The following is a 14,398-nucleotide window of genomic DNA, read 5'->3' as shown; positions in this document are numbered from 1 at the left end:
TCCAGCCTGGAAAGCCAGCTCGCAAGCATCTGGCAGGAGCTGCTGGGTGTAGAACGAGTAGGGCGCGACGACAACTTCTTCGAGCTGGGTGGCGATTCCATTCTCAGCCTGCAGATCATTGCCCGTGCCCGCCGTCAGGGCATCGAGCTGACGCCACGGCAGCTGTTCGAGCGTCAGAGCATTGCCGAGCTGGCCCAGGTCGCAACCCGCAGCGCCGAGACGTCGGGCTGCATCATCGACAGTCAGCGCGACATCCCGCTGACGCCGATCCAACACTGGTTCTTCGCCCAGCCGATGAACAATCGTCAGCACTGGAACCAGTCGGTGCTGCTCAGTGCACGCGAGCCGCTGCAGCCGCAGCGCCTCCACGCTGCCCTGCAGGCCGTGCTGGAGCAACACGACGCCTTGCGCCTGCGTTTTCAGCAGCAAGGCGACAGCTGGCGCCAGCGCTATGCGGCCGAGGCCGAAACGCTCGAACTGCGCGTCGAGCGCTGCAGCCTGGCCGAGCTGAGCGCGCTGTGCGACGAGGTGCAGGCCAGCCTCGATCTGAGCCATGGCCCGCTGCTACGCGCCGTGCTGGTGCAGTTGCACGAAGGCGGCGAGCGCCTGTTGCTGGTGGTCCACCACCTGGTGATCGATGGCGTTTCCTGGCGCATCCTGCTCGATGACCTGCAGCGTGCCTATGCGCAGCTGGGCGTGGGCGCCGCTGCCGATCTGGGGCGCAAGAGTAGTGCCTGGCAGAGCTGGAGCGAGCGCCTGGCGGCCTATGCGTCCAGCCCCGAAGTGGCCGCCGAACGTGCTTACTGGCAGGCGCTGCCGGCTGATCGCGGGCTGCCCTGCGACCACCCGCAAGGGCGCAACCTGACGGCCTGCGCTGAACGGTTGGAGGTGCAGCTCGACCCCACCACCACCGAGGCGCTGCTGACACAGGCTCCGGCGGCGTACCGCACGCAGATCAACGACCTGCTGCTCAGTGCACTGGCCCATGCCCTGCGTGACTGGAACGGGCAGGCGCAAACCCTGATCGCCCTCGAAGGCCATGGCCGCGAAGCGCTGTTCGAGGAGCTCGACCTGAGCCAGACCCTGGGCTGGTTCACCAGCCTCTACCCGCTGTTGCTGCAGGCCGGTGACGACTGGGATGCGACCCTCAAGGGCACCAAGGAGAACCTGCGCCGGGTGCCGCGCGGCGGCATCGGTTACGGCCTGCTGAAATACCTGCAGGGCGAGGACCTGCCGGCGCTGGACGACGCGCTGCTGTTCAACTACCTGGGCCGCCTGCAGACCAGCGGGCAGTTGTTCGATCTGGCCGAGGAAGCGTCCGGCGCGCAACGCGACGCCAGCGCACCGCTGGCCTGTGCCCTTGCTCTGGACGGTCGCGTCACGGGCGGCTGCCTGCAGTTCACCTGCACCTTCAGCCATGAGCGCTTCGAGCGCGAGCGCATCATCGCGCTGCTCGAGGCGTACCACTGCGCGCTCGTCGAGCTGGTGCAGCACTGCCGCACGCAGGCTGCTGTCACCCCCAGCGATTTCCCCTTCGTGCCGCTCAGCCAGGCCGATCTCGACAGCCTGCCGCTACCGGCCCGGCAGATCGAAGACATCTATCCGCTGACACCGATGCAGCAGGGCCTGTTGTTCCACAGCGAACTGCAGGTGGCCGATGGTGCCTACGTCAATCAGCTCAGCCTGGAGGTCGAGGGCTTGCCGGTGGCGCGTTTCAAGGCGGCCTGGGCGGCTGCGCTGCAGCGCCATCCGTTGCTGCGCGCAGCCTTCCTGCGCCTGGGCGCCGATCAACAGGCGGTGCAGCTGGTGCAGCGCGAGACGCATCTGATGATTCGCGAACTGGAGGGAAGCGACCTCGATCTTCAGGCACTGCTGCGCGATGAGCGCGAGACGCCATTCGACCTGACGCGGCCGCCGCTGATGCGCCTGGCGCTGGTACGCCTGGGGGAAGGGCGTCATCAACTGATCTGGACCCTGCACCATATCCTGCTCGACGGCTGGAGCAGTGCCGCGCTGCTGGCGCAGGTACTGCAGGACACACGCGGCGAGGGCGGCGCGCACGAGGTCGGGCATTACCCGGATTACCTGGCCTGGCTGCAACGCCAGGATCTCGCTGTCAGCGAGGCGTTCTGGCGTGAGCAGCTGCAGGGCTTCGATGAGCCGACGTTACTGACTGGCAGTCTGCGCAGCGAGTTCTCTGCAAGCGGCAGCGGCGTGCATATCCTGAACCTGCCGCGTGCTGAACTCGAAGCCTTTGCCAGGGCTCGACGCATCACCCTCAATACCCTGATCCAGGCGACCTGGACGCTGCTTCTGCAGCGTTATTGCGGGCGCCGCCAGGTGGCCTTCGGTGCCACCGTAGCGGGGCGGCCGGCGAGTGTGGCGGGCATCGAACACATGCTTGGCCTGTTCATCAATACCCTGCCGGTGGTGCAGGCGCCGCAGCCTCAGGGGCCTGTCGGCGACTGGCTCGATGCGTTGCAGGCGCACAACCTGACGTTGCGCGAGCACGAGCAGGTGCCGCTGTTCCGCCTGCAACAACTGGCCGGCCACGCCGGGCGCGAGCTGTTCGATACCCTGCTGGTGTTCGAGAACTACCCGGTGGATCAGGTGCTGCAGGGGCAGGGCGATGGCCTGCGCTTTACCAATCTGCAGGCGCACGAGCAGACCCATTACCCGCTGAGCCTGGCGGTGATGGCTGGCAACGAGCTGCAGGTGCACTGGCACTATCAGCGCGCGCATTTCAGCGACCGGCAGATCGCCGGCATGAGTCGCCAGTTCGAGCGACTGCTGCAAGCCCTGTGCGCCGATGCGCAGTGCTGCATCGGCGAACTGCCCTTGCTGGATGAAAGCGAGGTGGCCGAGGTCGAGGACTGGAATGATGCTTCTCCAGCTCCCGATACCCCTCAGCTATTGCCACAGAGTATCGCCGAGCAGGCGCGCCTGCGCCCGACGGCCATTGCCCTGGTGCATGGCCAGCAGCGCCTGAGCTTCGCCGAGCTGGAAGCCCGCGCCAATCGTCTGGCCCATCAGTTGATCGCCCGTGGCGTCGGCGCCGAGGTGCGCGTCGGTGTAGCGCTGGAACGTGGCATCGAGCTGTTCGTTGCCCTGCTGGCGGTGCTCAAGGCCGGCGGTGCCTATGTGCCGCTGGACCCGGATTACCCCGAAGAGCGCCTGCGCTACATGCTCGAAGACGCCGGAGTAAAACTGCTGCTGAGCCACCAGGCGGCCTTGCCGCGCCTGCCCGAAGTGGCAGGTATCGAGGTGCTCGACCTCGATCATCTGCCACTGAATGATCAGCCGCTTGAGGCGCCCGAGGTGGATATCCACCCCGAGCAACTGGCCTATCTGATCTACACCTCCGGCTCCACCGGCAAGCCCAAGGGCGTTGCGGTGGCTCATGGTGCCATTGCCCTGCATTGCCAGGCCATTGGCGAGCGTTACGAACTGACCGCCGAGGATCGCGAGCTGCACTTCCTTTCGGTCAGTTTCGACGGCGCCCACGAGCGCTGGCTGACGCCACTGAGCCATGGCGCGCGGGTGGTGATCCGCGACCAGCAGCTGTGGAGCGTGCAGCAGACCTACGATTGCCTGATCGCAGAAGGCATCAGCGTGGTGGCCTTGCCGCCGAGCTACCTGCGCCAGTTGGCCGAATGGGCCGAGCAATGCGGCAAAGCGCCCGGGGTGAAAACCTACTGCTTCGCCGGTGAAGCCTTCAGCCGCGAGCTGTTGCAGCAGGTGATTCGCAGCCTGCAGCCGCAATGGATCATCAACGGCTACGGGCCGACCGAAACCGTGGTCACCCCGACCCTGTGGCGAGTGCCGGCGGCCACGGCCGACTTCACCACGGCCTACGCACCGATTGGTGATCGCGTCGGCGCGCGCCAGGGTTACGTGCTGGATGCCGACCTCAACCTGTTGCCGGTCGGCGTGGCTGGCGAGCTGTATCTGGGCGGATTGTTGGCGCGTGGTTATCTGGATCGACCGGGCGCCACCGCCGAGCGCTTCGTGCCCAATCCGTACCGCCCCGGTGAGCGCCTGTACCGCACCGGCGACCGTGTACGGCTCGGCGCTGATGGCCAGTTGGAATACCTGGGCCGGCTGGATCAGCAGATCAAGCTGCGCGGCTTCCGTATCGAGATCGGCGAAGTCGAGGCGGCGCTGAAAGCCTGCGCCGGCGTGGGCGAAGCGCTGGTGGTGGTCAAGGACAGCGCCGCAGGCAAGCGTCTGGTGGGTTACGTCAGCGGCCAGGGTCTGAGCGAGAGTGAGTTGAAAGCGCAGCTCAAGCAGCGCCTGCCTGCGCATATGGTGCCGAGCCATATCCTGGCGCTGGAGCGACTGCCGCTGCTGCCCAACGGCAAGCTGGATCGGCAGAGTCTGCCGGAGCCACAGGTGGAAGCGGGCGAGTACCAGGCGCCGCGCACCGAGCAGGAACGGCTGCTGGCCGAGCTGTGGAGCGAGCTGCTGGCGCAGCCGCGCATCGGCCGTGACGATCACTTCTTCGAGCTGGGCGGCCACTCGCTGCTGGCGACGCAACTGATCTCCCGCCTGCGCCATGCGCACGGGCTGGATCTGCCGCTACGCGCCGTGTTCGAGGCGCCGCTGCTCAGCGATCTGGCCAGGCAGCTGGAACAGGCTGCTCAGGCCGTCGACCTGCCTCTGCAGGCCAGGGGCGAGCGGGCGCAGGTGCCACAGTCTTTCGCTCAGCAGCGCCTGTGGTTCCTCCAGCAACTGGAGCCGAGCAGCAGTGCCTACCACCTGCCGGGCGTGCTGCGTCTGCGTGGTGAGGTGGACCGGCAGGCGCTGCAGCAGGCCTTCGAAGCCCTGGCCGAGCGTCACTGGATTCTGCGTACCACCTTCACTCAGGACGCCGACGGCCAGCCGCTGCAATGCATACAGCCGCAGGCGTTGGTGAATCTGGAGATGCTCCAGGCCAGGGGCGAGCACGCCTTCCAGGCCCTGGCGCGGGCATTTATGGAAAAGCCTTTCGAGCTGCAGCAGTCGCCGCCCTGGCGTGTCGCCCTGGTGACCCTGGAGCCGGGTGAGCAGCGCCTGCTGTTGTGTTTGCATCACCTGCTGTCCGATGGCTGGTCCGTGCAAATTCTGCTCGCCGAATTCGCCGCCCTGTACAACGCCGCCCGCGCTGGCGTGGCGGCTGTACTGCCGGCGCTGACCGTGCAGTACGCCGATTACGCGGCCTGGCAGCGTGAGTGGCTGGCAGGCGGTGAAGGCGCACGGCAACTGGCCTACTGGCGCGAGCAGCTGGGCGACGAGCAGCCGCTGCTGGAGCTGCCTTGCGACCATCCGCGACCGGCGCGGCAAAGCTTTCGCGGTGGACGGGTGCATTTCCGTCTCGGCGCAGCCCTGGGCGAGCGCCTGCGCGACTTGGCCCAGGCGCAGAACGCGACGCCCTTCATGGTGTTGCTGGGCGCCTACAAGGTGTTGCTGCATCGCCTGAGCGGGCAGCGCGATTTGCGCGTCGGCGTGCCCATCGCCGGGCGTACGCGCGCCGAGGTCGAAGGGCTGATCGGCCTGTTCGTCAACAGCCAGGTGCTGCGCAGCGAGGTTGCTCCGCAGCAGAGCTTCACGGCGCTGGTCGAGCAGATCAGGCGCACCAGCCTGGAGGCTCAGGCGCACCAGGAGCTGCCCTTCGAGCAACTGGTCGAGGCGTTGCAGCCCGAGCGCAGCCTCAGCCACAACCCGCTGTTCCAGGTGGCCTATGACCATCAGCAGGTGCGCCACGAGGCGCTGGGGCAGTTGCAGGATCTGCACGCCGAGGTGCTGACCCTGGCCGATGGCGGCAGCCAGTTCGACCTGGCGCTCAACACCCAGGAAGATCGCTACGGTCAGTTCAGCGGCAACTGGAACTACGCCCTGGACCTGTTCGAGGCAGCGACGGTGGAGCGCCTTCACCAGCGCTTTATCCGCCTGCTGGAGCAACTGCTGGAACAGCCGCAACTGGCCATTGGCGAGCATCGCCTGGACGATGATCAGGATCGTCTGGCCCTGACCAGCTTCAACGCCACCCGCGTCGATTACGGCGTGGTCGAGGCGGTGCACCGTCAGTTCGAACGCCGTGTGCAGGCGCAGCCCGAGACCATCGCCCTGGTGTGCGGCGAGCAGCGGCTGAGTTATGCCGAGCTGGACCTGCGTGCCAACCAGTTGGCCCACCATCTGCAAAAGTTTGGCGTGACTCGCGACAGCCTGGTGGGCGTGGCGGCGCTGCGTTCGGTGGAGATGGTGGTAGCGCTGTACGCCATCCTCAAGGCCGGCGGCGCCTACGTGCCGATGGACCCGGAATACCCGGCCGAACGCCTGCGCTACATGCTCGAGGATGCCGGTGTCAGCCTGCTGCTGAGCCACGACGCGGTGATCGACAGCCTGCCGCAGGTGGGCGGCGTGCAGGTGCTCAATCTCGATCATCTGGATGTGAGCGGCGAGCCGCATACCTCGCCCGACGTAGCGATTCACCCCGAGCAGCTGGCCTACCTGATCTACACCTCCGGTTCCACCGGCAAGCCCAAAGGGGCCGGCAACAGCCATGCGGCGCTGTACAACCGCCTGGCCTGGATGCAGCAGGCCTACAACCTGACGGCTGACGATCGGGTGCTGCAGAAAACCCCGTTCAGTTTCGATGTGTCGGTGTGGGAATTCTTCTGGCCGCTGATCACGGGTGCGCGCCTAGTGATGGCGCAGCCGGGCGATCACCGCGATCCCGCCAAACTGGTCGAGCTTATCGGGCGCGAGAGCATCAGCACTTTGCACTTCGTGCCCTCGATGCTGGCGGCCTTCATCGGTCATGGTGACTTGCACGGCTGCGAAAGCCTGCGCCGCATCGTCTGCAGCGGTGAAGCGCTGCCGGCGGAACTGGCCAGCAGCACGCGGCAACTCTTGCCGCAGGCCGAACTGTACAACCTTTATGGCCCGACCGAAGCGGCCATCGACGTCACCCACTGGCGCTGCAGCGGCCAGGAGCGGCGCAGCGTGCCGATTGGCCGACCAATCGCCAACCTGCAGATCCATATCCTCGACGAACGCCTCAACCCGCAACCGATTGGCGTGGCTGGCGAGCTGTATATCGGTGGCGTCGGCCTGGCCCGCGGTTATCACCGTCGTCCGGGGCTGACCGCCGAACGCTTCGTCGCCAGCCCCTTCGGCGATGGTCAGCGTCTGTACCGCAGCGGCGACCTGGCGCGCTGGACCGAAGAGGGCGTGCTGGAATACCTGGGCCGCATCGACCATCAGGTGAAGTTGCGCGGCCTGCGTATCGAACTGGGCGAGATCGAGGCAGCACTGCTGGAACATCCTGCGCTGCGTGAGGCGGTGGTGCTGGTGCGCGACCAGCAACTGGTTGCCTATGTGGTCGGCAGCGATTACGACGAGGTCGAGCTGCGGGCGCGGCTGAAACAGCGCCTGCCCGAGTTCATGCTGCCGAGCTACTTCGTCCCGCTCGAACGTCTGCCGCTGTCGCCCAATGGCAAGCTGGAGCGCAAGGCGCTGCCGGAACCGCAGCGCGTTCAGCGCGATTACCAGGCGCCACGCCCCGGACTGGAAAGCCAGCTCGCAAGCATCTGGCAGGAGCTGCTGGATGTGGATCGGGTAGGGCGTGAGGATGATTTCTTCGCCCTCGGTGGTCATTCGCTACTGGCCACGCAACTGGTATCGCAGATTCGCCGTCACCTGCAGCGTGAGCTGCCGCTACGCGCCGCTTTCGAGGCCAGCACTCTCAGTGCCCAGGCCTTGCAGCTGGCGGCCGCCGACGCTGCGCCTGGCTTCGGTCTGCAGGCTCGCCAGCGTCCAGCCCGTAGCCCGCAGTCCTTCGCTCAGCAGCGCCTGTGGTTCCTCGCCCAACTGGAGCCCGACAGCCTGGCCTACCACCTGCCTTGCGCCGTGCGTTTGATGGGGGAGCTGGACGTCTCGGCGCTGCAACGCAGCTTCGACACCCTGGCCCAGCGTCATGAAAGCCTGCGCACCACTTTCGCCAGCGGCGAGGCGGGTGAGCCCCTGCAATGTGTGCAGCAGCCGATTGCGGTTGGCATCGAGCGCCTGCAGGCGCAGGACGAGGCGAAGTTGCAGCAGCAGATCGATGGCGTCAATCGGCGCCCCTTCGATCTGGAACAGAGCCCGCCCTGGCGTGTGGCGCTGATTGAACTGGATCCACGACAGCATGTGCTGGTGCTCTGCCTGCATCACATCATCGCCGACGGTTGGTCGATCCAGGTGCTGCTCGACGAGTTCGCTGCGCTCTATCGTGGCCATGCCGAAGGGCAGCCGGTTGAGCTGGCGGCACTGCCGATCCAGTACGCCGACTACGCCCTGTGGCAGCGTGATCATCTTGCTGGCAGTCGCCTGGCCGAACAGGTGCAGTGGTGGCGCGAGCAGCTCGGTAGCGAACAGCCGCTGCTGGAGCTGCCGGCAGACCGGCCGCGTCCGGCCGTGCGTCTGGGGCAGGGGGCGCGGCATGCCTTCAACGTGCCGGCCAGCCTGGTCGAACGACTGCGTGAGCAGGCGCAACTGTACGAAGTGACGCCGTTCATGCTGATCCTGGCGGTCTACCAGAGCCTGCTGTATCGCCTGACCGGCCAGCACGACCTGCGCATTGGCGTGCCGGTGGCCGGGCGTACCCAGGGCGAGAGCGAGGGGCTGATCGGCCTGTTCGTCAACACCCTGGTGATTCGCAGTGAAGTGGATGCGCAGCACTCGTTCGTCGACCTGCTGCGTCAGGTCAAGTCGCGGGTGGTCGGCGCCCAGGCCCATCAGGATGTGCCTTTCGAGCAACTGGTCGATGCCCTGCAGCCGGAGCGCAGTCTGAGCCACAACCCGCTGTTCCAGGTGGCGTACAACCATCAACGGCAGGACCAGAGCGCCCTGCAGACGTTGCCCGGCCTGCAGTGCGAAAACCTCGACTGCCAGGGGCAGAGCGCCCACTTCGACCTGGTGCTGGGCACCCTCGAACAGGCCGATGGCCGCATCGAGGCCTACCTGGATTACGCCACCGATATGTTCGATGCCTCCAGTGTCGAGCGCCTGGCCGGCCGGTTCCTACGTCTGCTCGATGGAGCGTGCCGTATGCCACAGGCGTCGCTGGCTGATCTGCCATTGTTGAGTGAGTCGGAGGTGGAAGAGGTCGAGGCGTGGAACAACCCAACACCCGTTCCGAACAGCATTCAACTCTTGCCGGAGCGCATCGCCGAGCAGGCGCGTCTGCGCCCAACGGCCATTGCCCTGGTACACGGCCAGCAGCGCCTGAGCTTCGCCGAGTTGGAAGCCCGCGCTAATCGCCTGGCCCACCAGCTGATCGCCCGTGGCGTCGGCGCCGAGGTGCGCGTCGGTGTGGCGCTGGAGCGCGGTATCGACCTGTTCGTCGCCCTGCTGGCGGTGCTCAAGGCTGGCGGTGCCTACGTGCCGCTGGACCCGGATTACCCCGAAGAGCGCCTGCGCTACATGCTCGAAGACGCCGGAGTAAAACTGCTGCTGAGCCACCAGGCGGCCTTGCCGCGCCTGCCCGAAGTGGCAGGTATCGAGGTGCTCGACCTCGATCATCTGCCACTGAATGATCAGCCGCTTGAGGCGCCCGAGGTGGATATCCACCCCGAGCAACTGGCCTATCTGATCTACACCTCCGGCTCCACCGGCAAGCCCAAGGGCGTTGCGGTGGCCCATGGTGCGATTGCCCTGCATTGCCAGACCATTGGCGAGCGTTACGAACTGACGGCCGAGGATCGCGAACTGCACTTTCTCTCGGTCAGCTTCGACGGCGCCCACGAGCGCTGGCTCACGCCACTGAGCCACGGTGCGCGGGTGGTGATCCGCGACCAGCAACTGTGGAGCGTGCAGCAGACCTACGACTGCCTGATCGAAGAAGGCATCAGCGTGGTGGCCTTGCCACCGAGTTACCTGCGCCAGCTGGCCGAGTGGGCCGAGCAATGCGGCAAAGCGCCTGGGGTGAAGACCTATTGCTTCGCCGGTGAAGCCTTCAGCCGTGAGCTGCTGCAGCAGGTGATTCGCAGCCTGCAACCGCAATGGATCATCAACGGCTACGGCCCGACTGAAACCGTGGTCACCCCGACTCTGTGGCGAGTGCCGGCAGCCACGGCCGACTTCACCACGGCCTATGCGCCGATTGGCGACCGCGTTGGGGCGCGCCAGGGTTACGTGCTGGATGCCGACCTCAACCTGTTGCCGGTCGGCGCGGCCGGCGAGCTGTACCTGGGCGGGCTGCTGGCGCGCGGTTACCTGGATCGACCGGGTGCTACCGCCGAGCGCTTCGTGCCCAATCCCTATCGCTCCGGCGAGCGCCTGTACCGCACTGGCGACCGCGTGCGCCTCGGTGCCGACGGCCAGCTGGAATACCTCGGCCGGCTGGATCAGCAGATCAAGCTGCGCGGCTTCCGCATCGAAATCGGCGAAGTCGAAGCGGCGCTGAAAGCCTGCGCCGGTGTGGGTGAAGCGCTGGTGGTGGTCAAGGACAGTGCCGCAGGCAAGCGCCTGGTGGGCTACGTCAGCGGCCAGGCGCTGAGCGAGAGTGAGCTGAAAATGCAGCTCAAACAGCGCCTGCCGGCGCATATGGTGCCGAGCCATATCCTGGCGCTGGAGCGCCTGCCGCTGTTGCCTAACGGCAAGCTGGATCGGCAGAGCCTGCCGGAGCCGCAGGTGGAAGCGGGCGAGCACCAGGCGCCGCGCACCGAGCAGGAACGACTGCTGGCCGAGCTGTGGAGCGAGCTGCTCGGTATTGGCCAGATCAGCCGCGATGCCCAGTTCTTCGCCCTGGGTGGCGATTCGATCCAGTCCCTGAGCCTGGTCACGCGGCTGCGCAAGGCCGGCTGGGAGCTGACTCCCAAGGCGGTGTTCCAGCACCCGCGCCTGGCCGATCTGGCTGCTGTGATGACGCCGCTCGGCACTCAAGCCGTGGCGGTGCAGCGGGCCAGTGGCGAGCTGCCGCTGACGCCGATCCAGGCGCATTTCTTCTCCTTGCCCATGGCCAACCGTGCGCACTGGAACCAGGCCTTGCTGCTGGATGTGCGCCGACCACTGCACGCTGCCCATTTGCTGAGCGCGCTGCAGGGGCTGATCGAGCATCACGATGCGCTGCGTCTGGCCTTCCGTCAGGATGAAACGGGCAACTGGCAGGCCTTCTACCGGGACGAGGAGCAGGCCGAGCGGCTGTTCCGGCAGCGCCGCATCGACTCGGACGCAGCCCTGCAGGCGCAATGCGAGGCAGCACAGCGCAGCCTGGATCTGCAGCACGGTCCGCTGCTGCGGGTGCTGCTCGCGGACTTGCCGGATGGCAGCCAACGCCTGCTGCTCGCCGCTCATCACCTGATCATCGATGGCGTTTCCTGGCGCGTCCTGCTGGATGATCTGGCCCGCGCCTACCAGCAGGCTGTGATCGGCCAGCCGGTCGATCTCGGTGACAGGCCGGGCAGCTACCAGACCTGGGCCGAGCACCTGTGGCGCCATGCGCAGGGAGCCCAACTGGCCAGCGAGATGGGCTACTGGCAGGCGCAGCACGCCAGCCAGCGTGTGCCCGTAGATGACCCGGCCGGCGAAGCCAGCCATGCCCAGGTGCAGACCTGCACCTGGCAGCTGAGCGAAGCGCAGACCCGGCGTCTGCTACGCGAGACCCTGAAACAGCAGGATGCGCGCATGGACGAAGTGCTGCTCGCCGCGCTGGCCGAGGGCTTGCGTCGCTGGAGTGGGCTGGACGACAGCCTGATCGCCCTGGAAGGCCATGGGCGTGAATGGCTCGACGAACAGGCTGAGCAGGATATCGGCCGGACGTTGGGCTGGTTCACCAGCCTCTACCCGCTGCGCCTGCAGGCGCAGGAGACCTTGCCGCAGACCCTGTCCAACGTGCGTCAGCGCCTGCGCAGCGTACCGAACAAGGGCCTGGGTTATGGCCTGCTGCGCTACCTGGGTAACGCCGAACAGCGGCGCCGCCTGGCCGAGTTGGGTGAGCCGGATATCGCCTTCAACTACCTGGGGCAGTTCGATGCGCAGCTTGGCGATGGTCACTTCATGCCCGCCAGCGAGTCGCCGGGCACTCTGGTCGACCCGGCCACGGCGCTGACCCGCGAGCTGGAAATCAACGGCCAGGTATTCGCCGGTCGTCTGAGCCTCAGTTGTCGATTCAGTGCGCAGCGCCATCGCGTACAGCGTATCGAGGCGTTGCTGGCAGCGGTGGGTGATGCACTGCAAACCCTGATTGACGGCACGCCGGCCACGTCTGTTCCGAGCTCGCAAGTCATAAAGGCTGCCGCGCCCAGCCCCTTGCTGCGCCTGAACCAGGCGGATGCCGGACGGCCCACGCTGTTTTGCGTTCACCCGGTCAGTGGCACGCTGGTCGGCTACTACCCCTTGGCCCGCGCCCTGGCGCCGCACTGGCAGGTGTTCGGCCTGCAGAACCGGCAATTGCTGCAGCCGGCCTGGCGTGATCAGAGCCTCGAACAGATGGCCCGCGATTACGTCAGGGTGATGCTGGAAACCCAGCCGCAGGGACCGTATCACCTGCTCGGCTGGTCGATGGGCGGCGCTCTGGTGCTGGCCATGGCCCGGCTGCTGGAACGCCTGGGCAAGACGGTGGCCTTCGTCGGCCTGGTGGACGGCTATGTCCCCGGCGCCGGTCTGGCCCGTGCGCCACGCGCTGACGTGGCAGAGGCCTCGGCCACGGGCGATGACGACTGGCAACAGTTGCTTGCCCTGGAGCGGCACATGCACGCGCTGGCCGCGCAGCATCGGCATATCCAGCCGCTGCGCAGCCCGGTGCAGGCCTGGTGGGCCGCGCATTCGCCGGAGAACAACCGCAATGGCGAGGCTCTGCTGCAGAGCGCCCTGGGCCGAGAACTGCAGCTGTCGAGCTGGGTCCAGGCCGACCACCTGGGCATCGTCCGCGATCCGTCCTTCATCGAACACCTGAGCCGGCAACTGGCTGCGCTCGATCAATCGTCACGGCCGCTGGGCCTGGAGAGTCACGATTATGCAAATTGAACCGCATTACGATCCGCTGCCCATGCCTGTCGCGCTCGATCTAGGCCCGGAAGCGACGTTGCGTGGCGCCGACTACCGCTTCGCCAGCACGGCCAGGCTGCAGCATCAGAGCGAGGTGGAGTCCAATGCGCGCAGTTATCCGAGGCGCATCCCGCTGGAGCTGCGCCGCGCCGAGGGCATCCATGTGCAGGATAGCGAAGGGCGCTGGTTCATCGATTGCCTGGCCGGTGCCGGCACCCTGGCCCTGGGGCATAACCATCCCGTCGTTCTGCAGGCCATTCGCGGCCTGCTCGATGGCAAGCGACCGCTGCACACCCTGGACCTGATGACCGAAGCCAAGGACGAGTTCATCAACGAGCTGTTCGCCTGCCTGCCGGCCGAGTTCGCCCGCGATGCGCGCATCCAGTTCTGCGGGCCGGCCGGCACCGATGCGGTGGAGGCTGCATTGAAGCTGGTGCGCACGGCCACCGGACGTAGTCAGATGTTGGCCTTCCACGGCGCCTACCACGGCATGACCCAGGGCGCCCTGAGTCTGATGGGCAGCCTGGGGCCCAAGCAGTATCTGGACGGCATGATCAGTGGCGTGCAGATGCTGCCGTACCCCTATGGCTACCGCTGCCCGTTTGGTCTGGGCGGTGCCGAGGGCGAACGGGTCGGTCTGCATTACATCGAGAACCAGCTAGGCGACCCGGAAAGCGGCGTGCTGCCGGCGGCCGGCATGATTCTCGAAACGGTACAGGGCGAGGGCGGGGTGATCGCCCCGTCCGCCGACTGGTTGCGCGGCATTCGGCGCATCACCCGCGAGGCCGGTGTACCGCTGATTCTCGACGAGGTGCAGTGCGGCATTGGGCGCACCGGCAGGCTGTTCGCCTTCGAGCATGCCGGCATCACGCCGGACGTGCTGGTGCTGTCGAAGGCCATCGGCGGCAGCCTGCCGCTGGCGGTGGTGGTCTACCACAAGGATCTCGACCGCTGGCAGCCGGGGGCGCACGCCGGCACCTTCCGCGGTAACCAGATGGCCATGGCGGCAGGCGCGGCCACCTTGCGCCTGATCCGCGAGGAGCGTCTGGATCAGCACGCCGCCGCCATGGGCGAACGCCTCTGCGCTCACCTGCAGGCCTTGCAGGCGCGCTATCCGCAGATTGGTGAAGTACGCGGCAGGGGATTGATGCTCGGGGTGGAGATCGTCGATCCACAGGGCAGGGCGGACGCCATGGGGCGCGCACCGCACAACCGCGCGCTGGCCTCGGCCGTGCAGCAGCAGTGCCTGCGCCGTGGCCTGATTCTGGAGGTGGGCGGGCGCCATTCCAGCGTTCTGCGTCTGCTGCCGCCGCTGATCATCACGGCGGCACAGGTGGATCAGGTGGCGGATATCTTCGCCAGCGCGCTCGACGCTGCAGTGAACCACTAA

At 66.7% G+C, this 14,398-nt stretch carries 2 protein-coding genes (1 of these 2 running past the window's edge); both read left to right on the top strand.

Going from position 1 to position 14,398, the window contains the following annotated elements; genetic code table 11:
- Window positions 1-12,987 carry the 3' portion of a non-ribosomal peptide synthase/polyketide synthase gene (locus L1F06_RS15255; protein ID WP_129482164.1) on the top strand. The gene continues 3,000 nt to the left of window position 1, outside the view, so the window shows 12,987 of its 15,987 coding nt (coding positions 3,001-15,987); its start codon lies off the left edge, out of view; its stop codon occupies window positions 12,985-12,987.
- Entirely contained in the window at window positions 12,977-14,398 is a 1,422-nt protein-coding gene (locus tag L1F06_RS15250) for an aspartate aminotransferase family protein (RefSeq protein ID WP_129482165.1), read from the top strand. The genes L1F06_RS15255 and L1F06_RS15250 overlap by 11 nt, the downstream gene beginning before the upstream one ends.

The organism is Pseudomonas hydrolytica (assembly GCF_021495345.1).
Classification (GTDB): Bacteria; Pseudomonadota; Gammaproteobacteria; order Pseudomonadales; family Pseudomonadaceae; genus Aquipseudomonas; species Aquipseudomonas hydrolytica.
Note: the sequence above shows the minus strand (reverse complement) of the source record. Positions and strands in the feature narration are given on the sequence as shown.

Coding starts and splice junctions, on each gene's coding strand:
- L1F06_RS15250 (WP_129482165.1), top strand. CDS start 12,977: ATGCAAATTGAACCGCATTACGATCCGCTGCCCATGCCTGTCGCGCTC.